At 37.3% G+C, this 25,331-nt stretch carries 21 protein-coding genes, 1 other RNA gene and 1 other annotated feature; of the genes, 3 read left to right on the forward strand and 19 right to left on the reverse strand.

Features of this window, described 5'->3' with window-relative positions:
• Positions 1-11 precede the first annotated feature (11 nt).
• The 8 genes from EJF36_RS14410 to EJF36_RS21590 form a co-directional block, all read right to left on the reverse strand.
• Positions 12-698: an ABC transporter ATP-binding protein gene (locus EJF36_RS14410; RefSeq protein WP_125906987.1), complete on the reverse strand. Its 687-nt coding sequence runs from the start codon at positions 696-698 to the stop codon at positions 12-14.
• Positions 695-1,060, reverse strand: a complete 366-nt coding sequence (locus EJF36_RS14415; RefSeq protein ID WP_125906988.1) for a GntR family transcriptional regulator — start codon at positions 1,058-1,060, stop codon at positions 695-697. The genes EJF36_RS14410 and EJF36_RS14415 overlap by 4 nt, the downstream gene beginning before the upstream one ends.
• A 3-nt stretch (positions 1,061-1,063) precedes the next feature.
• Entirely contained in the window at positions 1,064-1,840 is a 777-nt protein-coding gene (locus EJF36_RS14420) for a hypothetical protein (RefSeq protein ID WP_125906989.1), read from the reverse strand.
• 330 nt (positions 1,841-2,170) lie between these two features.
• The gene (locus tag EJF36_RS14425; RefSeq protein ID WP_125906990.1) at positions 2,171-2,950 is read right to left on the reverse strand and encodes a tRNA threonylcarbamoyladenosine dehydratase; all 780 of its coding nucleotides are present in this window, start codon (positions 2,948-2,950) and stop codon (positions 2,171-2,173) included.
• A 199-nt stretch (positions 2,951-3,149) separates the two neighbouring features.
• Positions 3,150-3,334, reverse strand: a non-coding RNA gene (gene ssrS, locus EJF36_RS14430) — 6S RNA.
• A 76-nt stretch (positions 3,335-3,410) separates the two neighbouring features.
• Complete coding sequence (aspS, locus tag EJF36_RS14435; RefSeq protein WP_125906991.1) at positions 3,411-5,180, reverse strand: aspartate--tRNA ligase; 1,770 nt, start codon at positions 5,178-5,180, stop codon at positions 3,411-3,413.
• Between the two features lie 14 nt (positions 5,181-5,194).
• Positions 5,195-6,463, reverse strand: coding sequence for a histidine--tRNA ligase (hisS, locus tag EJF36_RS14440; protein WP_125906992.1), 1,269 nt, complete (start codon positions 6,461-6,463; stop codon positions 5,195-5,197).
• Positions 6,464-6,734: 271 nt separating this feature from the next.
• Positions 6,735-6,961, reverse strand: a binding site (T-box leader).
• A 73-nt stretch (positions 6,962-7,034) separates the two neighbouring features.
• Positions 7,035-7,211, reverse strand: coding sequence for a hypothetical protein (locus EJF36_RS21590; RefSeq protein ID WP_185806922.1), 177 nt, complete (start codon positions 7,209-7,211; stop codon positions 7,035-7,037).
• A 148-nt stretch (positions 7,212-7,359) separates the two neighbouring features.
• Here EJF36_RS21590 and EJF36_RS14445 point away from each other — a divergent pair, with 148 nt between their 5' ends.
• Entirely contained in the window at positions 7,360-9,120 is a 1,761-nt protein-coding gene (locus EJF36_RS14445; protein WP_125906993.1) for an SH3 domain-containing protein, read from the forward strand.
• A 215-nt stretch (positions 9,121-9,335) separates the two neighbouring features.
• Here the strand turns inward: EJF36_RS14445 and dtd are convergent, their stop codons facing one another.
• From dtd to EJF36_RS14480, 7 genes are all read right to left on the reverse strand, one after another.
• The gene (gene dtd, locus EJF36_RS14450) at positions 9,336-9,782 is read right to left on the reverse strand and encodes a D-aminoacyl-tRNA deacylase (protein ID WP_125906994.1); all 447 of its coding nucleotides are present in this window, start codon (positions 9,780-9,782) and stop codon (positions 9,336-9,338) included.
• 18 nt (positions 9,783-9,800) lie between these two features.
• Complete coding sequence (locus EJF36_RS14455; RefSeq protein ID WP_125906995.1) at positions 9,801-11,999, reverse strand: RelA/SpoT family protein; 2,199 nt, start codon at positions 11,997-11,999, stop codon at positions 9,801-9,803.
• A 339-nt stretch (positions 12,000-12,338) separates the two neighbouring features.
• Positions 12,339-12,851, reverse strand: a complete 513-nt coding sequence (locus EJF36_RS14460; protein ID WP_125906996.1) for an adenine phosphoribosyltransferase — start codon at positions 12,849-12,851, stop codon at positions 12,339-12,341.
• A gap of 13 nt (positions 12,852-12,864) precedes the next feature.
• Positions 12,865-15,207 carry a single-stranded-DNA-specific exonuclease RecJ gene (gene recJ, locus EJF36_RS14465; RefSeq protein WP_125906997.1) on the reverse strand — a complete coding sequence of 781 codons (2,343 nt, stop codon included), beginning with the start codon at positions 15,205-15,207 and terminating at the stop codon, positions 12,865-12,867.
• Positions 15,208-15,284: 77 nt separating this feature from the next.
• Complete coding sequence (locus EJF36_RS14470) at positions 15,285-15,647, reverse strand: LapA family protein (RefSeq protein WP_125906998.1); 363 nt, start codon at positions 15,645-15,647, stop codon at positions 15,285-15,287.
• A gap of 382 nt (positions 15,648-16,029) precedes the next feature.
• Positions 16,030-18,294, reverse strand: coding sequence for a protein translocase subunit SecDF (gene secDF, locus EJF36_RS14475; RefSeq protein ID WP_125906999.1), 2,265 nt, complete (start codon positions 18,292-18,294; stop codon positions 16,030-16,032).
• A 451-nt stretch (positions 18,295-18,745) separates the two neighbouring features.
• The gene (locus tag EJF36_RS14480) at positions 18,746-19,051 is read right to left on the reverse strand and encodes a post-transcriptional regulator (protein WP_125907000.1); all 306 of its coding nucleotides are present in this window, start codon (positions 19,049-19,051) and stop codon (positions 18,746-18,748) included.
• Positions 19,052-19,177: 126 nt separating this feature from the next.
• Here EJF36_RS14480 and spoVB point away from each other — a divergent pair, with 126 nt between their 5' ends.
• Positions 19,178-20,746 carry a stage V sporulation protein B gene (gene spoVB / locus EJF36_RS14485; RefSeq protein ID WP_125907001.1) on the forward strand — a complete coding sequence of 523 codons (1,569 nt, stop codon included), beginning with the start codon at positions 19,178-19,180 and terminating at the stop codon, positions 20,744-20,746.
• Positions 20,747-20,782: 36 nt separating this feature from the next.
• On the opposite strand, the gene EJF36_RS14490 is transcribed toward spoVB, so the two are convergent.
• Both EJF36_RS14490 and EJF36_RS14495 read right to left on the reverse strand, forming a co-directional pair.
• Positions 20,783-21,430, reverse strand: a complete 648-nt coding sequence (locus tag EJF36_RS14490; RefSeq protein ID WP_125907002.1) for a DUF421 domain-containing protein — start codon at positions 21,428-21,430, stop codon at positions 20,783-20,785.
• Between the two features lie 88 nt (positions 21,431-21,518).
• The gene (locus tag EJF36_RS14495) at positions 21,519-22,811 is read right to left on the reverse strand and encodes an ArsB/NhaD family transporter (protein ID WP_312028268.1); all 1,293 of its coding nucleotides are present in this window, start codon (positions 22,809-22,811) and stop codon (positions 21,519-21,521) included.
• Between the two features lie 127 nt (positions 22,812-22,938).
• On the opposite strand from EJF36_RS14495, the gene EJF36_RS14500 reads away from it, so the two are divergent.
• Positions 22,939-23,328 (forward strand): TIGR04086 family membrane protein, encoded by a 390-nt coding sequence (locus EJF36_RS14500; protein WP_125907003.1) that lies wholly within the window; start codon positions 22,939-22,941, stop codon positions 23,326-23,328.
• A 230-nt stretch (positions 23,329-23,558) separates the two neighbouring features.
• On the opposite strand, the gene yajC is transcribed toward EJF36_RS14500, so the two are convergent.
• Together yajC and tgt are read right to left on the reverse strand one after the other, a co-directional pair.
• A complete protein-coding gene (gene yajC, locus EJF36_RS14505; RefSeq protein ID WP_125907004.1) occupies positions 23,559-23,816 on the reverse strand; it encodes a preprotein translocase subunit YajC in 258 nt (85 codons plus the stop codon).
• Between the two features lie 36 nt (positions 23,817-23,852).
• A complete protein-coding gene (gene tgt / locus EJF36_RS14510) occupies positions 23,853-24,992 on the reverse strand; it encodes a tRNA guanosine(34) transglycosylase Tgt (RefSeq protein ID WP_125907005.1) in 1,140 nt (379 codons plus the stop codon).
• Positions 24,993-25,331: the final 339 nt, after the last annotated feature.

A 25,331-nucleotide genomic window follows, 5' to 3' on the forward strand; every position in this document is an offset into this window, starting at 1 on the left:
TCCAATCACTCCTATAAATGTTTCTTCATCCACTCCACGACACTCACATTTTCCTCTTCTCGTAATTCATCTACTAATGCGTCCTTAATCACGTCACCATCTTGAATAATAAGCACTCGATCTAAAATTTGTTCAATTTCACTTACTTCATGTGTTGTAATTATTATTGTTTGTTCGTTGAAATTTATAAACGATAATAGTCCCTTTACAATTGACTCTCTTACTATAGGATCCAGTCCAGACAATGGCTCATCTAACAAAATAACCGGTACCTTTCTAGATAGCGTTAATGTTAATCGCAACCTACCTCTATTCCCTTTAGATAGATTTTTTACCTTTTTAGCAGGATCTAGCTTCATAAAGGCAAGTATTTCATGTGCTTTATGAACATCAAAATCCGCAAATTGTGATGCATAAAACTGAATAGTTTCCTCAACAGTATAAAACGAGTAAAATTGGTCTAATTCAGACATATAGGATATAAATGAGCAACTTTGTCTATCAACATACTGATTGTTCACTTTTATAACGCCTTCTGTTGGTCTAATCAGACCTGCAATAAGCTTAAGTGTCGTAGATTTGCCGCTTCCATTAGGACCGAGTATTCCAACTATCTGTCCTTTTCCAATTTGTATTGATACGCCGTCAAGTGCCGGCTGATTGCCATACATTTTTGTCACTTTTTCAAGAGTAATCATACACGACCATCCTCCTTTACCTCTTGTAAACCGTCTATCATCTCATCAATTGTAAAACCGAGCAGTTTCATCTCTTGTATAAAAGCTTGAATACTATCTCTTCTCAATGATTCCTTCAATCTCTGTAATATATCAACATTTTCCGTAACGAATGTTCCTTGTCCTCGTTTCGTTTCCACAATCTCCACCCTTTCAAGCTCACTATACGTTCGTTGTACAGTGTTCGGATTTACACCTGATTGAAGTGCCATTTCACGTACAGATGGAAGCTTATCTCCTGGATTTATTTCTTTCCGAACTATTTTACGAATTACGTCATCAGCTAACTGAACATAAATCGGTTTATCTCCTGTAAATTCCACAGTCTACACCTCCACTTTTTTCTCTAATATCCAGCATGATAAAAAGTAGAAGACACTAAGTGAAACAACATAAAATACAATCCTACCTACTGTTATCGTGCCATCAACTGTTATTGATTGATGAATTTGTTCAAGCTCCGTGGGCGCTGCAAATGTTATTGTTCCCCAGCCCACAATAGTTCTGTATATGCTGCTGCTTTGTATATAAGTCCAAGCAATCATACTTGCGATTACTAAAACTGTAGTAATGAAGCCACTCACTTTACCAGCATACTGCTTAATAAATTGATGCACTGACATAACAAGTAAAATGAGAACTGCAAAGCTAATACCTGAGAACATCACTCCTAGCTCTAACCAGAATGCTCCTTTTACTAATGATGCTACCGTATCATTTGCTGATAAATCAGTGTATTGATTTAGTGACTGAGCAGCAGCAAATAAAGTAAATGCTCCGGCGACAATAAGTGTCACTATATTTGCAACTAAGCCTACAACAAACTTCGCTCCTATCAGCTTCGTAACAGGTTGCGGATTATACAACCACAGTTGACGTTGCTTAAATTCTGCACTCAAACTTACTGCTAAAAATATTCCTAAATACAGCCCTAAAAATAGAAGGGTAAAAAACGCCGAAAAAAACGAAATTAGCGCATGATCGTATCTAACAGCAAAACCATATGAAACAAAGTTTACTAAGATTACTAGAGCTAAAACCGAAACCATCCATACTCTTGATTGATAAAATTCCTTTTTAACAAGACCGTTCCAACTATTCATTATATTAGCCTCCACTCGTAATGGTGTTTTAGTGTTCTAGGTAAATAGTACACCACTACATCGTAATTGTCAAACAACTACCATATACGTTCAAAAAATTGTCAATATTAAAATTCTACCTTCTTTACAAACACTGTTTAGCTTGTCGGTCGACACTAGGCTGCCTTGCCTTCGGACGTCCTGACTTCCAGAGACGATTGACTTGTGACCAAGGTGGACTTGATTTGTATTTTCCCCTCGAGCCGTTGGCACCTGGAGTTAGACACTATATTTTAAAGTCCAAAAAAAAAAAAACTGCTCCGATTTAAAATCGAAACAGATTTATTGCTTTTATTTTCCACCGCGTTCATCAGATACACGTTCAATTAAAATGTCTTTTGTAAGCTCTCTAATTACATACGATGCCATTATCAAACCTGCTACTGATGGAACAAAGGCATTTGATGAGGGTGGAAGCTTTGCTTTACGAATTGGTGTATTTTCATCAGGTACAATTTCCTGTCTTATATCCTCACGAATTACAATCGGACTTTCATCAGAAAACACAACCGGTACACCTTTACGAATCCCTTCTTTTCTGAGCCTAGTACGAATCACTTTAGCAATTGGGTCTGTATGTGTTTTAGAAATATCCTCAATTTTAAAGCGTGTCGGATCCATTTTATTCGCTGCACCCATGCTTGAAATAATTGGGATGTCTCGCGATAAACATTCTTTAATTAAATGTATTTTATAAGAAATTGTGTCGGAGGCGTCAACTACAAAATGAATTCCTTGTTCAAAGAACATTTCATATGTTTCATCTGTATAAAACATCTTTAATGCTATAACTTCACATTCTGGATTTATATCAGCGATTCGCTTTTTCATTAAATCAGCTTTAGACTGTCCGACTGTTGATAGTAACGCATGTATTTGTCTATTTATGTTAGTAATATCAACATTGTCTTTATCTACAAGTATTAGACGCCCGACACCGGATCTAGCAAGTGCTTCTGCTGCAAATGAGCCTACACCTCCTATTCCAAGAATGGCAACTGTTGTATTTGCTAATCTATTTAATCCCTCTTTACCTAATGCTAATTCATTTCTCGAAAACTGATGTAGCACCTATATCACTCCATTATGAAACTTAAATTAGTATACCCAAACAAGTCTAAATCATTCTAAAGGTTAAATTCAAGTAATTTTATAGAAATACTTATTAAAATATTTATGAATCGCTAATATCCTTTAAGTCGAACAAACAAAAAAAGCACCCTATACTTATACGCAAGGTGCTTTGTTGCTATTTTAAAATAATAAAAGAACAAATCCCAATCGTGCCGTCGCGGCTAGTGTTTTTATCCCGCTCTCGCAGGTGGGTGCTTTGCTTCAAGTTTCTGTAAGTCCTACACGACGGAAGGCATGTACGCTGCTTGAAAACTCCAAGCTCCCGTATAAATAGTGTTGGTAAAAACAAAAAGCGACAAACGACGAACACATCAGGACTTGTTCTCTTTAGTAAAATAATAACATACTTACTCGAAATTTTCAAGACTACAAGGCGTTAACTACCTTTTTCTTACAATTATTTCTTAACTGTTGAACGTAAATGCAACTCTAGTAATTGATCAAGACTCACTTCACTTGGTGCTTCCATTAACAAGTCGCTCGCACTTGCCGTTTTAGGGAAAGCAATAACGTCACGTAAATTTGTTCGACCCGCAAGTAGCATGACAATTCGGTCCAGCCCTAACGCAATCCCACCATGTGGCGGAGTTCCATATTCAAACGCCTCAAGCAAGAAGCCAAATTGACTCTCGGACTCTTCTTTTGACATCCCTAATACTTTAAACATTTTTTCTTGTATTTCACGTTCAAAAATACGTAGTGAACCTCCACCAAGTTCATAGCCATTTAAAACTAAGTCATATGCTTGTGCACGAACTTTTTGTGGATCTGTATCCAATAATGGTATATCATCCCTAACAGGCATTGTGAACGGGTGATGGGCTGCATAGAATCGTCCGTCATCCTCGGAGAATTCTAATAGTGGCCAATCTGTCACCCATAAGAAGTTAAATTTACTATCATCAATGAGCTCTAGTTCTTTACCCAGCTGTAAACGAAGTGCACCGAGAGCGTCTGCTACGACAGATTTTTTATCTGCAACAAATAATAATAAGTCTCCAGCTGACGCATCTAACACACTCATAATACTTTGCTGCTCATCTTCAGCAAAGAATTTAGATATTGGGCCTTTTAATCCATCATCTTCAACTTTTAACCATGCAAGGCCTTTTGCACCATAGCGAGCAACGAACTCCGTTAGCTTATCAATATCCTTACGAGAGTACTTATCAGCAGCTTGTTTGGCATTAATAGCTTTTACCTGTCCACCACTTTCAACAGCAGCACTAAATACTTTGAAGCCTGAAGATTTTACAATTTCTGACACATCAACTAGTTCCATGTCAAAGCGTGTATCTGGCTTATCAGATCCGTAACGATTTATGGCATCTGTATAAGTTAATCTAGGAAATGGTGCTTCAACTTCCAATTCTTTAACGTCCTTCATCATTTTTACCATCATTCGCTCAGTCATACCGATAATATCATTTTGACTCATAAAAGAGGTTTCTATATCAATTTGTGTAAATTCAGGTTGACGGTCGGCACGTAAATCTTCATCACGGAAGCACCTTGCAATTTGATAGTACTTGTCTAAACCTGCAACCATTAATAATTGCTTAAAAATTTGTGGAGATTGAGGAAGGGCATAAAACTCGCCTTCATGTACACGACTCGGTACAAGATAATCTCGAGCGCCTTCAGGTGTACTTTTCGTTAAAATTGGTGTTTCAATATCCACAAAGCCTTCACTATCTAAATAATCACGAATCGCCTTTGTAGTTTTATGTCGCAGCATAATCGCTTGAGAAATGGATGGGCGACGAAGGTCTAAGTAACGGTACTTCAAACGCAAATCCTCTGATACATCTACTTTTTCACCAATAACAAATGGTGTTGTTTTAGCTTGACTAATAATGTTTACACTAGTAGCCTGTACTTCAATCTTACCAGTATTAATAGTTGTGTTAATTGTACCTTCTTCACGAGCCACTACCTTTCCAACAATATCTAGCACATACTCATGACGAATTTTCTCAGCTGTTTGTAAAGCCTCTTCCGATACTTCTGGATTGAAAACAACCTGAACAATACCACTACGATCACGAAGATCGATAAAAATTAAGCCGCCTAAATCACGACGCTTTTGTACCCAGCCTTTTAACGTTACTTCTTCGCCAATCGCGCTTTCTGTTACTTCACCGCAATAATACGTTCTCCCAAACATACTAGCCCTCCTAGTTATGATTTATTTTGTATATATGAAACAAGTTCATTCAACGACACTTCTAGCTGTTCACCAGTCGCCATCTCTTTTACGTTAGCTACACCCTTTTGTAATTCATCATCACCCATAACGATAACAAATTTAGCGTGTAGTCGATCAGCAGCCTTAAATTGACCTTTAAGCTTACGATTTTGATAATCTTTCTCCGCTGCTAGTCCACTTTTTCTACACTCATGTAACAATGTGACTGCACGATTTTCGGCCTGTTCACCTAGAGCTACAACGTAACAATCTATTGATTGCTCTAATGGTAACTGTATCTTTTCTGCTTCAAGAGCAGCAAGAAGTCTTTCAATACTTAGCGCAAAGCCGATGCCTGGCATATCAGGCCCACCAATATCTTCAACTAGACCGTTATATCGACCACCACCACACAATGTAGTGATTGAACCGAAGCCTTTCGCTTCACTCATAATTTCAAACGCAGTGTGATTGTAATAGTCAAGACCACGAACAAGTCCTGAATCAACAACGTAGTCAATTCCTAAATCAGTTAAGTATTGTTTTACTTTTGAAAAATATGAACTAGATTCATCATTTAGATATTGTAAAATTGCTGGCGCCGTCTTCATCAATTCATGGTCTCTGTCTTTTTTACAATCTAAAATACGTAAAGGATTTTTCTCCAGACGCTCTTTACAATCAGAACAAAATTCATCAATTTGTGGTTCAAAGTGACGAATAAGAGCATCTCGGTGAGCAATTCGGCTGTCTCGATCGCCTAAACTATTAATAACAAGCTTTAAGCTTTTCAGTCCAAGTGATTTATAAAACTCAATGGCCAGTGAAATAACTTCGGCATCAATCGCTGGATCATTACTTCCAATTGCCTCAACACCGAATTGAACAAATTGACGATAACGTCCTTGCTGTGGTCGTTCATACCTAAACATGGGACCAATATAAAAAAGCTTTGTCGGTTGATTTGGATCACTGTACAATTTGTTTTCTACATAAGAACGCACAACCGAAGCAGTTCCTTCAGGTCGCAAAGTAAGACTCCTCTCTTTACGATCTAGGAATGTGTACATTTCTTTTTGAACAATATCTGTTGTATCACCAACACCTCGTAAAAAGAGCTCAGTATGCTCAAAAACAGGTGTGCGAATCTCTCGGTATTGAAATCTGCGGCAAATGTCCTTTGCCTTTTCCTCAATAAATTGCCATTTTTCTACTTCACCTGGCAAGATATCTTGTGTTCCTCTAGGTATTTGGAATGCCATAATACCCCTCCTCTAATATTTAGGCTCTGTTATACTTTGGTGTTGATTTTCGCTACATTGCGCTCGCTTTCCGCGGGGTGGCCGTAAGCCTCCTCGGCGCATGCGCCTGTGGGGTCTTACGCCTGCCACTACATCCCGCAGGAGTCGAGCGCATTACGCTACAATCAACAATGTGTAAAAGTCAACATTCACCTTTAACAGAGCCAATATTTAAAAAAACTATATGTATATTTGCTGATACAAAACAAAAAACTCTCGTCCCTTGTATAATACAAGGGACGAGAGTTAAACCCGTGGTGCCACCCTAGTTGAAGCTATGCTTCCACTTAATCCGTTAACGCCGGTATACGTTTTTCCCTACTAAAGTACATTGCTTTTTCAAGAAAAAACCTAAGGAGTGTTCATTCAGTAAGCCATCATGTAGAAATGCTTTCAGCCGAGGCATTTCCTCTCTTGTCATGTGTTCCCTTACCTACTGTGCTCCCTCAACGGTTTATTATGTATCGATTAAAATTTAATTACTATCATACGAAGACTTCCGACTTATGTCAAGCAAATATTCATTAAAATATTACGATCTGCCTATTTTTCGTTTTAATTGACGAATCTCACCTAAACTAAGACCAAATTCACTAGCTAATTCCATTGATGTTGCATTGCTTTCCTGCTGTACAAAATCATGGAAGTCTACACCAAATAGTTGGTTCTCACCGCGTTGACTAAGTTGTTGCTTTTCATTAAATCTCATACAATTCTCCCTTTCCATATTTCTGTAAGAAAGTATCACTAATTTTTAGAATTCCCCTTATCCAACAAAATATTTCATATTTTTACAAGGAAATTATAAATTTTTGGCGAATTAATTAATGTTACGGTACTAAAAAAAGGGGGATTGTATGTTACGTCACAAAGTTCTAAATTGTATTCTTAGTATTTTCATACTAGTGGCCTTAGTAATGCCTTACTCCATGGCATCTGCCCAAACTGGTACCATAGTAGTGAAGGTAGATTCATTGAATGTACGACAAGGACCAAGTTTAGCATATCCCATTATTGCGAAAGTTAAAGAGAATGAAACGTACGACATTATTTCGTATAAAGAGGATTGGCTTGAGATTCAGTTGAATAATCAAACGAGTGGTTGGGTGGCAGGCTGGCTAGTTGAGCAGGTTGCAGATACAAAAAAACCTAATATAGAAGCAACAAATTCAGTTATTATATCTACAGTAGATGATTTACGTGTTCGACTTGGGCCTGGAACGACCTTTCAAATACTTGGTCATTTAAATAAGGGAGACACGGCAACAGTATTAGCCACAAATGAAAATTGGACTAAGATTTTGTTTAACAATAAAGAAGGCTGGATTTTTAGTGAGTTTACACAGAATAGTATTACTCCTGTACAATCAACTCATTCAAATTATACAGGTACCGTCATTGCTAATTTATTAAATGTGCGTGCAGAACCATCATTAGACGCAAAGATTGTCGGTAAAATCACTGCTAACTCAACCGTCACTATCGTCCAGCAGAAAGACAATTGGTTGCAAATTCAGTTTTCAGAGCAAATAGCATGGATTCATCGTGATTTTGTTAAATTATCAAATGAAATAGAAAAGAATCCTACAGTACCTGAACCGCAGCAACTGCAAGAGCAAACTAACACACCTTTTATTGTGAAAGCTAGTATCTTAAACGTTCGTGACCAAGGTAGTCTCGACGGGAAAATTATTAATAAATTAAAAATGGGACAAACCGTTTCCATTTTACAAGAAAAAGACAGCTGGGCCGAAATAGAATGGGATACGAAGCAGCGTGGTTGGGTTGCTAGTTGGTTTTTAGAAGAGAGCTCATCTTCACCAGTAGAAACAGCAAATACTATTGATGAAGAGGCTTTCGTAACAGTATTATATAACGGCACAAATATCAGGAAAGGCCCGTCTACGAACAACGATGTCGTAGCTCGTGCGAATGAAGGAGAAACTTTCTCTATTTTAGATATTTCAGGTGATTGGTATAAAATTATGCTCCCAAATAAGCAACCTGCTTTTATTGCAGGATGGATTGTAAAGGCTAACGGTGGTGTAAAACAAATAGCGAAAAAAGGTGTCGAACAATACTTAGCAAATAAAACAATTGTTATTGATCCAGGACACGGCGGACGTGATGATGGAACTACTGGTGTAAGAAAAACACTAGAAAAAGAAGTCACATTACGAACAGCAAAGCTATTATATGACAAATTAAAAGCAGCAGGAGCCAATGTGGTTATAACGAGAAACAGTGATACATACGTATCTTTACAATCACGTGTAAGTACTGCCCACTATCATAAGGCAGATGTATTTATTAGTCTCCACTTTGATAGCTTCCAGGATCCTAGCACAAAAGGAATTACGTCTTTTTATTACAACAGCAACAAAGATAAGGCACTTGCACAAGCGTTACATGAACAGCTTATTCAGAAGACAGGCTTTGCTGACCGTGGAGTCCGTTTCGGAAATTATTTTGTAGTTCGTGAAAACAAACAAGCGGCTGTTTTACTAGAACTAGGGTTTTTAAGCAATCAAGCAGAAGAAGCAGCTGTTAAAACGAGTGATTTTCAGGAAAAAGCTACGGAAGCAATTTTTTACGGATTGGTTAACTATTTTAAATAATCGCTAAACATACGAGCATATCTTTAAAAACGAGTAGCCCAGATAATAAGGCATATTGTAGTTCAACAGATAATTTGCGACATCTCGAAACTAGCTTTCACTGCTTATACATTCAAGAAAGATAAATGGTAAAGAACTGAGTGTTACTGCTATACACTCATATAGTTTTATTATTTAAGTTATCTTTCGTCAAAAAAACAGCTTAGGGCTAAGCCCTAAGCTGTTTTACTCTCAACAATTAATGTCACAGGACCATCATTTGTAAATGTCACATCCATCATTTCACCAAATGCACCTGTTTCGACAAGCACCCCAAGCTCTCTAAGAGAATCGTTAAAAAGCTCATAAATACCTGTAGCATGGTCGGGCTTAGCGGCAGACATGAAGTTTGGTCGGCGTCCTTTACGACAATCACCATATAGAGTAAATTGTGACACTGATAAAACAGCACCTTTAACATCTAATAGCGATAGATTCATCTTGCCTGTTTCATCTTCAAAAATGCGTAAGTTTGCTACTTTTTCAGCTACATAACGAGCATCCTCTTCAGTATCGTCATGAGTTACACCGACTAAAACCATTAAGCCATAGTCTATCCTCCCAACGATATTATCACCTACGGTAACTTGTGCATGCTTTGCTCGCTGGACTACTACTTTCATAACAAATCGAATCCTTTCTTACCCCATTAAACGACGAACAGAATAAATATCACGAATTTGTTTTACTCGTTCTACCACTTTATGCAGATGGCTTACATTGTGAATTGCAATAGCCATGTTAATGGTTGCCATTTTATTTCGATCTGATCGACCTGAGACAGCGTTTATGTTTGTTTTCGTTTCGTTGACAGCTTGCAGTACCTCATTTAAAAGACCTCGACGATCGTACCCATAAATTTCTATTTCTACGTTGTATTCTCGCCCTTCTTTTGCATTGTTTTCCCAGTCAACATCAATAATACGTTCTCTGGCATCGTCCACATTGATGTTTTGGCAATCAGCTCGATGAACAGAGACACCTCTTCCTTTAGTAATGAATCCTACGATGTCATCACCAGGTATCGGATTACAGCATTTTGATAAACGAATAAGTAGATTATCAATACCTTCAACCTTTACCCCAGTCTCACGCTTTTTAGCACCTGGTACTTGTTTTGCCTCCGTAACTGCATCGGTTAATTTCTTCTCTACTCCAGCGGCTTCCCGTTCACGACGCCATTTCTCGGTTAAGCGATTCGCTACTTGTAGTGCTGTAATTCCGTTATAACCGACAGCCGCATACATATCTTCTACATTCGCAAAATTAAACTTATCCGCAACTCGCTTTAAATTGTCTGCCTGTAATACTTCTTTAAGGTCAAACTCCATTTGTTTTATTTCTTTTTCAACAAGTTCTTTTCCTTTATCAACATTTTCATCACGGTGTTGCTTTTTAAAGAATTGTCTAATTTTATTTTTCGCTTGCGATGTTTGTGCTAGTTTTATCCAATCTTTACTCGGCCCATAGGAGTGCTTACTTGTCATAATTTCAACAATATCACCTGTTTTAAGACGATAATCAAGAGGTACCATTTTACCGTTGACCTTAGCTCCAATGGTTTTATTGCCTATCTCAGTGTGAATTCTATATGAAAAATCAATAGGAACGGAACCGGATGGAAGCTCTATAACATCACCCTTAGGCGTAAACACAAATACCATATCAGAGAATAGGTCGATTTTTAGAGACTCCATAAATTCTTCCGCATTTGTTGCATCGTTTTGCCATTCTAAAATCTCACGGAACCACGTTAATTTATTTTCAAACGATATTCTTTCATCTACTTGTTTACCTTCTTTATAGGCCCAGTGTGCTGCGACCCCGTATTCAGCAATTTTGTGCATATCATTCGTTCTGATCTGCACTTCAAGAGGATCGCCTTTTGGACCAATCACTGTTGTATGAAGTGATTGATACATGTTTGGTTTTGGCATAGCGATATAATCCTTAAACCGTCCCGGCATAGGCTTCCAACACGTATGAATGATACCTAGCACAGCATAACAATCCTTAATACTATTAACAATGATGCGTACAGCTAGTAAATCATAGATTTCGTTAAAGAGCTTATTTTGCAAAGCCATTTTACGATAAATACTATAAATATGTTTAGGACGTCCGTTTATTTCTACTTTTATTTCTACTTCTTCGACTCGTTCTCGTACTTCCTTAATAACTTCCTCAATATATTCCTCACGTTCTGCTCGTTTCTTTTTCATTAAATTCACGATACGGTAATATTGCTGAGGATTCAAGTAGCGCAGAGCGGTGTCTTCTAGTTCCCATTTTATTTTTGAAATACCTAGTCTGTGGGCTAGTGGGGCAAAAATTTCAAGTGTTTCATTAGCGATACGTCTTTGCTTTTCTTGTGGTAAATGCTTTAATGTCCGCATGTTGTGTAAGCGGTCAGCTAATTTGATTAGAATGACACGAATATCCTGTGCCATTGCTACAAACATTTTTCTATGATTCTCTGCTTGTTGTTCTTCTTGAGATTTATACTTAATTTTACCTAGCTTTGTTACACCATCAACTAGCATAGCTACTTCTTGGTTAAAATGTACTCGCAGATCCTCTAATGTAATGTTTGTATCTTCCACCACATCATGTAAAAATCCTGCCGCAATCGTTCCAGGATCTAAATCTAAATCAGCCAGGATGCCTGCAACCTGTATAGGATGAATAATATACGGTTCACCTGACTTTCGATATTGTTCACGATGAGCGTTATAAGCAAATTCGTAGGCACGCTGAACAAACGCTACATCTTCTTTATTCAAATATTTAGCAACTTTTTCAATAACTTGTTCAGCTGTCAACACTTGCTCATTAGCCATGAAATCACCTTTTTTTTCAAAAAATAAATATATCGTATATCGTACGACAAAGACTTTTTAAATGTGTTATTTAATGCATGCACCCGTACTAATTGTTTGATATATGATTACTATACAGTTGTACTAAGCCTTTTCCAACTGCATCTTTATTGTATAACTAAATAAATATAATTACTATTATCAAGAAAATACTATCGAATGTAAAGTGTTTGAGACGGAAATTTGTCGATTTATTTTTACTTGACAATTCGACAAAAAGAAGCATGTACTCATACAGATTTTAATAATATGAAAAAATGCGTGTAATTTCTTGTTCAGAAACTACACGCAGAACATTTTTTAGAATTTCATCAACGCAATTACATCATAGCCGTTAAGTTTGTCGCGACCATTTAAGTAAGATAATTCAATTAAGAAGGCAATACCTGCTACTACGCCACCTAGTTTTTCGACTAATTGTATCGTAGCATCAATTGTTCCACCTGTTGCTAACAAGTCATCCGTAATTAAAACGCGCTCGCCAGGTCTAATTGCATCTTTATGCATTGTCAATACGTCCTTACCATACTCCAATCCGTATTCAACCTTCACTACATCACGAGGTAGTTTTCCTTCTTTACGAACAGGTGCAAACCCTATTCCCAATGAGTACGCTACAGGACAACCGATAATAAATCCACGTGCCTCAGGTCCCACAATTTTATCGATCTTCTTTTCCTGTGCAAATTCAACAATTTGGTCAGTAGCATATTTAAAAGCATCACCATTATCCATTAATGTCGTGATATCTTTAAATTGTATACCAGGCTTAGGCCAGTCAGGTACGATTGTTACAAATTGCTTTAAATCCATTAATATTGCCTCCTCACGAAACGATTGAACGTGTAAATAATATATCAAACATTTGTTTCAACTCACGATAGCTTGAATACAAATACGTTTGTTCTAAAGTAATTTGATGTTGTTTTTGTTGATATGTTGGTGACTCTGTTAAGTCTTTCTTCTTTTTATTATTAACTAAGCTCACAACACCATTAGTTATTGTAACAAAATCTAGTTCAAAAAACACCTGTGTCATAAATTGAATTGTTTCTTTCGTCCATCCTCTTAACTTAGCTAACTCATCTGCACGATTTAACGGAAACGAATTGCGCTTCATTAAAAAAGCATAATACCATTTAAAATGGTCTCTAGTTGGAATAGTACTAAAGAAATGTTGGTCTTTTTGATGAAATACTGCATAAATACGAGCTGGTTTTGTTCCATCCGTAAATATTTCCTTTAGCAGACCCTCGTTTGTAGGTATGTCCGCTAAAATGATATGCTCATCTTGAAAACTAAGTGAGGCAGCCTCTTTAGCTGAAATACAAATGTTTTGATCTTTTATAAACTGTAAATCAGTCAGTACATCATCATTAAAGTAAATGATTTTTGTATACTTATTATTGAGTTTACTGATTTGCTTTTGAAGATCTCGTGTGCCCCGCCAATCAAACAACTGCCATTCTGTAACAGCTAAATCCCGAAGAATAATTTGTGGCTTGCGCACATTATTCCATTCATTTATCGACAGCTCACCGACAACTGATACATTCGTTAAAGGCGATATTTCTTCATTTAATTCTCCAAGTCCAAACCCAATAGCATCTAAAGTAATGTCCATATCGGCTGCTAGTTGGACCTTTAAATGTGAACCATCTGAGCCAATACGTCGCATCTCTTTGTAAGCAACATTATCTATTAGTATTTTTGGTTTAGGATTATCTACACCATACGGAGCCAATTTATTTAGTTCTTGAATGGTATCAATCGTAATATCCTCTACAGCACAAGAGACATCCACGTAAGTTATAGGACGTAAGTCTTCTTTTGTGAGCTTCTTTTTAGCTAGCTCATTTAACCTACTTTGAAGTTCATCAATATGAGTAACACTTAGCGTCATGCCAGCAGCCATAGTATGCCCACCAAAATGAGGCAAAATATCTCGACAAGTTGATAAATTCTCAAATAAGTCAAAGCCTTCAATACTTCTTGCTGAACCTTTTGCAAGTCCTGTTTGTTCATCTATACTTAACACAATAGTCGGACGATAATACTTCTCGACTAATTTTGAAGCAACAATACCAATAACACCTGCATTCCAGCCAGGTTTACCTACTATAATGACCGAAGCCTCATCATCTCTTAATTGCCTTGACTCAACCTCAGCAAGAGCTTCTTTAGCCATTGTATTAACGAGCTCTTGTCTTTCTTTATTCAGTTGCTCTAGCTCAGCCGCTAAGTCTTTAGCTTCTTCATTATCATCTGTTAACAATAAATGAACAGCTGGATCTGCACAATCTAATCGTCCCGCTGCGTTGATACGCGGTCCAATCATAAATCCAATCGTTTCTTCCGTTATGTCAGACTTGTCCATTTTACAGATTTCAAGAAGTGCTAACAGACCAGGGCGGTTTGTATGACGCATGAGTTGTATACCCTTTGCAGCTATTATGCGATTTTCATCTCGTAAAGGTACTAAATCAGCAATCGTACCAATAGCTGCGACTTCTAACAAATCAGTAGGAACATGCCCTAATAAAGCGTGTGCTAGCTTAAATGCTACACCTACTCCTGCTAGTTCATGAAAAGGGTATTGACTACCTGTAACTTTCGGATGAATAATAGCATAAGCTTCTGGAAGCTCAACACCTGGCTCATGGTGGTCAGTTATAATTAAATCCACACCTAAATCTTTTGCAAGCTTTGCTTCCTTAAGTGCTGATATCCCTGTATCAACAGTTATAATAACCTTGTACCCACTTTCATGTGCATAAGTAAAAGCGGCTTCATTCGGGCCATATCCTTCTGTAAATCTATTAGGTATATAAAAATCAGCTTTCGCTCCAAGGCGAATTAAAGCTGTCATTAAAACCGTAGTAGAGCTTACTCCGTCTGCATCATAATCTCCATACACTAAGATAGCTTCTTCATTTTCAATTGCTTGTTTTATGCGAGACACAACTTTGTCCATCCCATTAAGTAAAAAAGGATCATAAAATTCTTGTTCTTCTACATTTAAAAAAGCACGAGCTTTGTCAGCAGTGCGGTGTCCCCTCATATATAACAGTTGTGCTGTTAATGGTTCTACTCCGAGTTCCTTTGATAAAGCCACAACTTCATTAGCCTCGGGCCTATTCACACTCCAGCGAGTTTTTGAAGATAACATTACGTGTCCCTCCTCAACCTTTCTTATTATACAGGAGGGATTGTTCGCGAGCAAAGTGTTTTTAAATATTGTTTACTTTATTTCGATGAATCTTCCATAAAAGTTTCTTCCATTTCTAATTCATGTTGTACCATACCGCTTTTCTCTTTTTCCTCACACTCCTGCAAATCTGTTCGTACTTTTTCAAGCTCTGCTTTTACAGCTTCATGCTCCTTTGTTAGTTGTTTAAGCTTTCGATTTGTTAAATACATACGAAATAAGCCAACTGAACCAACGATAATACCTCCCATTAACGTAGAGCCTAATATAACAAGGATGAGCGGTAATTGTGATGCTCCAAAAACGTAATTCACGTTTACAGGATTCACATTAATTACCGCAAATACCGCTACAATTAATGCAAAAATTAAACTTAAAATTAAATTCCATTGTTTTTTCATATGTAATTATCTCCTATCTTGTCGTTTCTTGTAATTATATTGTAACCCATTCGCACCTAAAAATCAGGAGAAAAGTATTGTCGTGGCCATAAGCACTAGCATCATTAGGCTATATAAACTATGTTGTACTTTTGTCACAAAATATTTGATTGAATAACAGCGAGATTACTAAAACATTTTTATTGCCTCCAAAAATTCCATCATCTGCTAATAAAGGAAAATATACCTGCTTTTTGTTTCCCCTTCAATACAAAATTGAGCTGTATTTTTCACTCGAGTCGTCGGCTGCCTGAAGCTACACAGTCATCAAGGTTCAAATTTTTGCACTTTTTTATACCTAAAAAAATGGATACAGCCATTGCTGCATCCATTTTGATATATATTACACAACCTCTTCTGGTCTCGGTTCTTTTGGCTCTGATTTGCCTACTTTTAACACGCCTTTTCTTTTCAATTGCTGTCCCTTCCAAACTAGCCATAGCTGGGCAGCAATGAAAAGAGACGAATACGTACCCGAAATTAAACCGATTAAAAGTGCGACAGAGAAATTCAAGATGCTTGAGCTTCCGAAAATAATCAAAGCAATAATAGCAAAGACAACTGTTAACACAGTATTGAAGGAACGAACCATCGTCTGCTGTAAACTCTTATTAACAATGTCTGCTAATTCGTCAAATGATTTTATGCGTTTTTTTCGAGCCAAATTTTCACGAATTCTATCAAACGTAACAATTGTATCATTGATGGAATACCCGACGATTGTTAAAACGGCTGCAATAAACGTTAAATCAACTTCAAGTCTTGTAATACTAAATAATACAATAATGAAAAACGCATCATGTAATAGCGCGACAATTGATGCTAATGCAAAATAGATTTCAAAGCGAATTGTTACATAAATAATGATACCTACCGAAGCAATCATAATTGCTATGAATGCATTCTTTGCTAACTCTTTCCCTACTGTTGGTGATACAGTGCTTATATTAGGCTCTGCACCATAAAGCGTTGCAAAGTGATCTTTTACTTTAGCTATTTCACCTTGGTCTAACACGCCAAGTAGACGAGCAACACCAATCTCATTGTTTGTACCTGATAAGAATATATCCTTTGTTTCAATATTTAACGCATTAAATTCTTGTTTAATTTCTTCTGCTGTTACAGTATCGTTAGCAAGTATTTCAATACGCGTTCCACTTGCAAAATCAATACCTAAGTTCAATCTGAAGATAGCTATTACTATAATACCTAACACTACCATCGAACTAGATATAATAAAGAATAACTTACGGCGTTTTACGAAGTCCCAATTACTAAATTTAGTAGGTACCTCCGTATCATCTGTTACAGTCGCGATATCGAGAATATCACTCTTTTTCACGCCGAACAGTCCTGGTTTATTATTAAGCCAACGACTATTTACTAATAACCCAAGGAATAATCGCGATGCGTATACAGACGTCAAAAAGCTTGCTAGAATACTTAAAATTAACATAGTTGCAAACCCTTGTACAGAGCTTGTCCCATACGCGAATAAAACCCCGGCTGCTAGTAATGTCGTAATATTGGCATCTAGGATTGTTGAAAGTGAACGACGAGAACCTGCACGAAATGCAGACATCGTTGTTTTCCCAAGCTTCAACTCATCTTTGATTCGCTCGTACGTAATAATATTTGCGTCGACTGCCATACCAACACCGAGAATTAACGCTGCGATACCTGGTAGTGTCAGAACACCATTCATCCAATCAAATACAAGTAACACCACGTAAATATATAACGACAATGTTATCGTTGCTACAAGACCTGGCAGACGATAGTATAAAATCATAAATAAGAAAATGATTGCAATACCAATAAATCCTGCAAAAATAGTTGACTGCATTGCTTGCTCACCAAGCTTAGCTCCAACTGAAGTAGAGTATACCTCCGTTAATTTAACAGGAAGTGCCCCTGCATTTAATAAGTCAGCTAATTGAGCAGCTTCTTCAATCGTAAAATTACCTTCTATTACAACATCTGTTTGATTAAAAACTTGTCTAACAGATGCAGCTGAAATTATTTTAGGATCATTAGGATTAGTTTGATATGAGCTTACACCCTCTTCAAAATCGAGCCAAATCACCATTAAATTGTTAGGTGCTAGACTCAAAATATGCTCTGTAACTTCCTTGAATCTTGCGGCATCCTTTAATTTTAAAGCGACAATCGGTGCATTTGTGTTAGGGTCAAAGGTTTGCTTTGCTCCACCTTGAACGAGGTCGGAACCATCTAACAATTGCTTATCAAATACATCCCGGAATGTTAAATTTGCTTCCGTTGATAAAATCTCTCGTGCTTCACTTTGGTTTTCAATACCTGCAAGTTGAACACGGATACGGTCTTCACCTTCAATTTGAATATTAGGTTCACTGACACCTAAGACGTTTACACGTCTATTAAGTGCTTCCACCGTACTTAACATTGCTTCGCGATCTATAACATCGCCTACTTTAGCTGGTGACACTTCATATAGGACCTCAAACCCACCTTGAAGATCAAGTCCCAGCTTAATACGTTCAGTAATACCTGAAATCGTTGTTCCAATCGTACTTCCAATTAAAAGTACTAGGAGGAAAAACGCAATGATTCTCCCTCTTTTCACCATGACTGAAAAGCCTCCTTTTTTACATCCTAACTTATGACAGCTAGTCTCATAACAATAAACCCATTATGAACCAATGAAACAAACGTGTCAATTTGATTTCTATTAGAATCATTTACTTACTAAATGCGAAAAGTACAAGCGCTTTGTGTAACGATGACAAGCAGACGGCGAGCGCTGTAGTCGTTCACAATGCGACGACGTTTCGTATTGTCGGTACTAAGCGTCCTAGTCGTGGAAATGTCTGACTACTAGAGACATTATTCTATGATCAAGAAAAAACTAGTTTTGTTTAATTAAAGGAAAAACTGATTCTTTTCCTTTATTAAGACTAACTTGATCTACACTTGTTCCTAAATTATTGGCGCCTCGAGCTCTAGCATTTATCAAGGACTGTAATTTTATTATCACAAAACGCAAATAAAAAGTGCCCTTAGGCACCATGTACGTTTTATTATTTACCAAGCAGCTTTTTTAAGTCATCTAAACCTTCTTCATCAAAAATACTACCCGTTACTTGCGATTCTATTGATATATATGTCATAAACTCGCTAACCTTCAATGTCATAATATCATTGACAATTTCGTGAACACTTTTTTGATCTGCCTTTTTACGCCACTTCCTCTTTTTTAAACAAGTCCAAATATCGTCAATGGTTGCTTGCTCATAGCCAAGCATTTGGATTTCTTCCATTTTACTAATTAAAAAAGGCATCATTATCGTCTGATATTTATCAAGGACATGTTCGGTCTTTTCCATTGATTGGCACCCCATTTGTTTTTAAGTTTTTACACAAAGCGGGAAACTTGTCATGCTTGACCAACAAACTCGCATATACATTATTGTATATGATATTAGCTCGTTTGAGAAGGTAGGGAAAAGCACATGTCAAAACAAACATTTTTACAAGGAACCTTCATATTAATTCTAGCAGGATTAATCACACGCGCTCTAGGCTTTATAAACCGCATTGTCGTAGCACGTCTAATTGGAGAAGAGGGTGTGGGCCTCTATATGATGGCGGTACCTACGCTTGTTTTAACCATCACTCTTACTCAGCTCGGCTTACCGGTTGCAATATCAAAGCTAGTAGCAGAGGCAGAGGCAGTAGGTGATCAACGGAAAATAAAAAAAATCCTAGTCGTCTCTCTCACGACAACCGGTATTTTAAGTATTTTCTTTACAACCGGTATGATTTTTTTAGCTCCTTTTCTGTCACAAACACTACTAACAGATGAAAGAACATATTATCCACTTATAGCAATTGCTCCTGTGGTTCCTATTATCGCTGTTTCTAGCGTGTTACGCGGCTACTTTCAAGGGCGACAAAATATGCGGCCATCCGCATACTCTCAGGTCATTGAACAAGTCGTACGCATCATATTTGTTGCTATCTGCACAAAAACATTACTACCGTACGGCGTTGAATTTGCAGCAGCAGGTGCTATGATTTCCGCAGTTATTGGTGAATTAGCATCTATGATTTATATGTTATTTATGTTCCGTCTTAAAAAGCGTATAAAGGTACGTCGCAATTTCTTTAAGTTTGCGAAATCTGGTCGCTCTACATTTAATGAGCTTATGGACATTGCATTGCCGACAACTGGTAGTAGATTAATTGGCTCTGTGGCTTGGTTTTTCGAGCCGATTATAGTCGCACAAAGCTTAGCTATTGCTGGGGTTACTGTTGCAATGGCAACAAGACAATATGGAGAACTAACAGGGTATGCTTTGCCATTATTATTTTTACCGTCCTTCATAACTGTTAGCTTATCTACCACGCTAGTACCCGCTATTAGTGAAGCAGCCGCAAGAAAACAGTACACGTTAATTGAGCATAGACTTCAACAAGCTATGCGCTTATCATTCGTTAGTGGAGGGTTAGCAACTGTAGTCCTCTATGTCTTTGCTGAACCTCTTATGCAGCTTATGTATGGTACAAGCAACCCAGCTGTATTTGTTAAGGTGTTGGCACCGTTTTTTATTTTCTATTATTTTCAAGGGCCGCTTGCCGCTGCTTTACAAGCGTTAAACCTTGCTAGAGCCGCTATGATCAACAGTTTAATTGGTGCTACTGTAAAAACGGCAGCTATATTTCTATTAGCGACAAGACCTGAACTAGGAATTATGGGAGCCGCATTGGCGATCGTAACCGGCTTTGTACTCGTTACCTTGTTACATTGGGCTACTATAATTAAAGCTATTTCGTTTACCTTTTATGTTCGCGATTATATAAAAGGAGGCGTCGCCATTGTTTTATCTGGACTAGCTGGTATGTTTGTATACACACGTTTTAGCGAAAGCCTGTCAATGTTAATGGTTACCCTACTTGCAATTACTATCACATCTTTCATCTATTCTGTTTTACTAATGATGTTAGGTCTTATTAAAAAGAATGAAATTATCCGGGTTCCACTTATTGGCAAAACACTTTCTAAATATGTTCCCCATTAAAAACGAACGGCAAGTTGTCCTCGCCGTTCGTTTTAGTTAGCTTTCCTCTTTTTTATCTATAAAAAACACACCATCCTCATAGCTACAGTAAGTTATGTTTTTTATATCAGTATACCCTAGCTCCCTCAAGCGTTGTCTTAGCCACAAATTCGTCTTGTTGATTTTCTTAAGATGCTCTTCATCTACTTTCCCATCGACAATGAGTGGCAATGCTAAAGTACTTGCATTTTCTTGGTCTTTTTCAAAAACGGATAACTTTCCTGAAGGCTCAAGTATAGCAAATTCTACGTCCGCTATATTTTTGACGTTTTTTTCACGTAACTGCTGCAGTAGATCATCCATATTATACCGTTGTTTCTTCATTTCCTGTTCGTTAATATTACCTTTATCGATTATTACGGTAGGCTTACCGTCAAGGATTTCTCGAATGCTCTTACTTTTTAAAGAAATAAACGACAATGTAATTTGAATAATCATTAACAAACCCATTGGAAATAGTGTATGAGTGATAGGATCTTTAGTGTCCTCAATGGCGGTAACAGCCATTTCAGCAATCATAATAAAGACAACTAAATCTAGAATACTTAACTCCCCTATCTCACGCTTTCCCATTAATCGAAAGATCACGACTATAGAAGCATACAGCAAGAGAGTTCTAAAAATAATTATCAAATATTCCTCCACGTTATCACCAACTTATGCCTTATCTTCATATATACATAGTGTTTTACTTCGCTTATAAAATGATGCTGTTACAATTACCCAAATTCCTTTATAAAAACGGAATAAGGTAGCGAATGTAAATATAAACTGTTGATATCGCTAAAGACAACATTACGGTAAACATTCCTATTTTTAGAAACTTTAAAAATGCTATCGGCTCTTGTGCTTTCGCAGCTAATCCAGCGACTACTAAATTGGATGATGAGCCTAATAAAGTTCCATTTCCCCCTAAACAGGCCCCTAATGCCATTGACCACCATAACGGATCCAAGTTTTTCATACCATAGTCCTGAAATTCAAACACAACTGGGATCATCGCAGCAACAAATGGGATGTTATCAACAAATCCAGAAAATAGACCAGTCATCCATAAAATTAGCAACGCTGTTTTAGGTAAATCGCCTTCTGTAAAAAATACAATGCTTCTTGATAGTTCTGATATAATTCCTGTTTCTTCGAGTCCTCCAACAAGCATAAATAAACCGATAAAGAAAAATAAGGTAGCCCAATCTACCTGCCTTAAAATCTCCTCAGGCGGCTGGCTTTTATATGTTAATAGAAGAAGTAACACCGCACCAGCTAAAGCAACCGTCGTTAAATCTAGATTTAAGTAAGACGAAAATATAAAACCTGCAATCGTAACAATTAAGACTGTTAAAGCTTTCACTAAGGTCGCATCCACCACTACAAAGCTCTTTGCGTCTATCTGTGATAGCTTTTCGCGATTTACTGCCGTTACTTTAATAGCGTCTTTGTAGAAAAACAACAATAAACTAATAATCACAACAAAAATAAAAAAGGAAACTGGTGCTAAGTGAACTAAAAAGTCGTTAAAAGTCAGATGCTTCACAGCTTGCCCAATCATAATATTAGGAGGATCGCCAATTAACGTCGCTGTACCACCAATATTAGAAGAAATAATAATAGCAATTAAGTATGGTATCGCTGATATTTGCAACAATCTCGTAATCGTTAACAAAACAGGCACAATCAGTAAAACAGTCGTAACATTAGCTAAAAAAGCACTTCCTATTGCAGTAAAGCATGAGATAACAATTAACAAACCGGCCCCATGTCCATTCACTAATTGACCCATTTTTATAGCTGTGTACTCAAACACACCTGTTCTACTTGTAATGGACACGAGAATCATCATCGCCAATAGTAACGCAATAGTATTCCAATCAATGTATTGTTGAAAGCCTTTGTTTATATCATAAATACCCGCCACAAACATTAGCACGCCACCTGTACCAGCAATTAGAGCACGGTCGAGTTTTTCCGTTAACAAAAATATATACACAATAAAAAATATGATAATTGCTAAGATAGACGCTATCATATGATCCCTCCAATTTTTCCTCTATACATTATATGTAGCTAGTCCTAAAAAATATTTCTATTCTATTTCTTCAGGACAAGGAATAAGCATGTACTAAACATATTTGTTTAGAGGAGGGAAAGCATATATGGATGGTAGACGTGTCGGTGCAGCTATTTTATATGGAGTTTTAGCAATTCTAATAGTGGGAGTTGTAACGAGCTTAGTGTTCTCATTGCTACTAAAATTTACAGACATTGAAGAAGAACAAGTTACATGGATGATTACCGTTTGTTCTTTTATTGCCTTATTTATTGGTGGGTTTATTTCAGGAGGAAAAGGCAAGGAAAAAGGATGGTTAATGGGCGGACTAACAGCACTACTATTCTCTACTATTGTATTTTTATTTCAATTTCTTGGCTTCGAATCAACCATTTCAATACAACAACTGTTGTATCACGCCGGATTTCTTTTGACAGCGATTATAGGTGGAGCTATGGGTGTTAATCTATCAGGTAACTCCCGAGGAGCTAACTAATCTAAATCTTAGTAACGGGATACAATAGTGCTAGAAGAACACTACGTCTGAAGAGTCCTGAAAAAAAGACTGAAGCACTGCTTTGCACCTAAATCAAAAAAAGTCATAGTCGAAAAAAATCAATGCGTAATTACATGTCCGATACATGGAGCATAATTACATGTCCGATACATGGACAAAAAATAATGGCCAGGCACATAATTATGTACCTGGCTCGTTCATTTTATCGTTTACTTATTTACGTCACGAATTGCTTGACGGTCAAACGTTAAACGTGTACCATCACCTGTTTTTAAAACAACTTTATCCTCATCCATTGAGTCAACAATCGCATGAATACCACCAACAGTGACTACTTTGTCACCTTTTGCTAAGTTAGCTTGCATTTCTGCAACTGCCTTTTGACGTTTTTGCTGTGGACGGATAAGTAAGAAATAAAACAAAACAAACATTAATGCTAAAGGCCATATTGTGTTAAAAAGCTCCATCTACTAGTTCACCCCTTTCTAGGTACCATTTCAAGCTTAAAAGTTTTTCGCGTTTGGTTTATTAAACCCATAAGACTCGAAAAATTCATCTCTGAATGTTCCAAGCCGATCTTCACGAATTGCTTGACGGACTTGCTCCATTAATTTTATCAGAAAATGCAAATTATGATAAGATGTTAATCTCATTCCGAGAATCTCGTTTGTTTTGATGAGATGTCGAATATAAGCTTTCGAATAATTACGACATGTATAACATGAGCAATTCTCATCAAGTGGAGAAAAGTCTCTTGCATACTCAGCTTTTTTGATATTCAATCGCCCTATAGAGGTCATAACTGTACCGTTACGTGCAATTCTAGTTGGCAAGACACAGTCGAACATGTCCACGCCACGAATAGCCCCATCCACTAACGAGTCAGGTGAGCCGACACCCATTAAATATCTTGGTTTATCGGTTGGTAGCCATGGTGTCGTAAATTCAAGAACTCGGTTCATTACATCTTTTGGCTCACCTACTGATAGCCCTCCAATAGCATAGCCTGGGAAATCTAAAGAAATTAAATCACGAGCGCTTTGCTTACGAAGTTCCTCGTATTCTCCACCTTGAACAATACCAAATAGCCCTTGGTCTTCTGGACGTTGATGAGCATTAACACAGCGCTCAGCCCATCTTGAAGTACGCTCTACGGACTTTTTCATATAATCAAATTCAGCTGGATACGGAGGACATTCGTCAAACGCCATCATAATATCGGAACCAAGCGCATTTTGAATATCCATTGCCTTCTCTGGTGATAAAAACAGCTTGTCACCATTTAAGTGATTTCGGAAATGTACGCCTTCTTCCTCAATTTTGCGGAATTCACTTAAACTAAAAACCTGGAATCCACCCGAGTCTGTTAAGATTGGACGGTCCCAATTCATAAACTTATGTAGGCCGCCTGCTTCTTTTACAATATCATGACCTGGACGAAGCCACAGATGATATGTATTACTCAAGATTATCTCTGCACCCATATCCTTTAGTTCTTCAGGCGCCATTGTTTTTACAGTGGCTAATGTTCCAACAGGCATAAAAACGGGCGTTTCAATTGTACCATGTGGCGTGTGAACACGTCCAAGTCTAGCACCTGTTTGTTTACATGTTTTAATTAATTCATAGCGTATTGCTGCCATGCTTCTTTCCACCTGTCTTTCTTGGTGATTTTATTTTATTTAATGTCTACCCTGAAAATAAACCTTTATTTTGATTTTCGATTCGCTCCCATCCACTCCCTTTCCGCGGACAATCAGCCAAGCCTCCTCGGGCATGTGCCCTGTGGGGTCTTGGCTTGATTATTTTTCCGCAGGAGTGTCGTGTATGTCCGCTCATTCTTAGTTCTTATCTATGAGCAGTACTTTTTTTCAATCTCCATGGTGCGAATTTTCTTAACATGGTTGGCTGTATGAAAGAGCCATGTTGCTTATTTTAGTTAATTGTCAATTGTTGATTGTAGCGAAAATCAACAACGGGTT

Origin of the sequence: Bacillus sp. HMF5848 (assembly GCF_003944835.1) — a bacterium.
Taxonomy (GTDB): domain Bacteria; phylum Bacillota; class Bacilli; order Bacillales; family HMF5848; genus HMF5848.

What these genes read in the sequence shown, in the direction of transcription:
- EJF36_RS14480 (WP_125907000.1), bottom strand. Translation starts at nt 19,051, where the DNA reads ATGGAAAAGACCGAACATGTCCTTGATAAATATCAGACGATAATGATG.
- secDF (WP_125906999.1), bottom strand. Translation starts at nt 18,294, where the DNA reads ATGGTGAAAAGAGGGAGAATCATTGCGTTTTTCCTCCTAGTACTTTTA.
- dtd (WP_125906994.1), bottom strand. Translation starts at nt 9,782, where the DNA reads ATGAAAGTAGTAGTCCAGCGAGCAAAGCATGCACAAGTTACCGTAGGT.
- EJF36_RS14445 (WP_125906993.1), top strand. Translation starts at nt 7,360, where the DNA reads ATGTTACGTCACAAAGTTCTAAATTGTATTCTTAGTATTTTCATACTA.
- EJF36_RS14410 (WP_125906987.1), bottom strand. Translation starts at nt 698, where the DNA reads ATGATTACTCTTGAAAAAGTGACAAAAATGTATGGCAATCAGCCGGCA.
- EJF36_RS14470 (WP_125906998.1), bottom strand. Translation starts at nt 15,647, where the DNA reads ATGAAAAAACAATGGAATTTAATTTTAAGTTTAATTTTTGCATTAATT.
- EJF36_RS21590 (WP_185806922.1), bottom strand. Translation starts at nt 7,211, where the DNA reads ATGAGATTTAATGAAAAGCAACAACTTAGTCAACGCGGTGAGAACCAA.
- spoVB (WP_125907001.1), top strand. Translation starts at nt 19,178, where the DNA reads ATGTCAAAACAAACATTTTTACAAGGAACCTTCATATTAATTCTAGCA.
- recJ (WP_125906997.1), bottom strand. Translation starts at nt 15,207, where the DNA reads ATGTTATCTTCAAAAACTCGCTGGAGTGTGAATAGGCCCGAGGCTAAT.
- tgt (WP_125907005.1), bottom strand. Translation starts at nt 24,992, where the DNA reads ATGGCAGCAATACGCTATGAATTAATTAAAACATGTAAACAAACAGGT.
- aspS (WP_125906991.1), bottom strand. Translation starts at nt 5,180, where the DNA reads ATGTTTGGGAGAACGTATTATTGCGGTGAAGTAACAGAAAGCGCGATT.
- EJF36_RS14500 (WP_125907003.1), top strand. Translation starts at nt 22,939, where the DNA reads ATGGATGGTAGACGTGTCGGTGCAGCTATTTTATATGGAGTTTTAGCA.
- hisS (WP_125906992.1), bottom strand. Translation starts at nt 6,463, where the DNA reads ATGGCATTCCAAATACCTAGAGGAACACAAGATATCTTGCCAGGTGAA.
- EJF36_RS14455 (WP_125906995.1), bottom strand. Translation starts at nt 11,999, where the DNA reads ATGGCTAATGAGCAAGTGTTGACAGCTGAACAAGTTATTGAAAAAGTT.
- EJF36_RS14495 (WP_312028268.1), bottom strand. Translation starts at nt 22,811, where the DNA reads ATGATAGCGTCTATCTTAGCAATTATCATATTTTTTATTGTGTATATA.
- yajC (WP_125907004.1), bottom strand. Translation starts at nt 23,816, where the DNA reads ATGGAGCTTTTTAACACAATATGGCCTTTAGCATTAATGTTTGTTTTG.
- EJF36_RS14460 (WP_125906996.1), bottom strand. Translation starts at nt 12,851, where the DNA reads ATGGATTTAAAGCAATTTGTAACAATCGTACCTGACTGGCCTAAGCCT.
- EJF36_RS14420 (WP_125906989.1), bottom strand. Translation starts at nt 1,840, where the DNA reads ATGAATAGTTGGAACGGTCTTGTTAAAAAGGAATTTTATCAATCAAGA.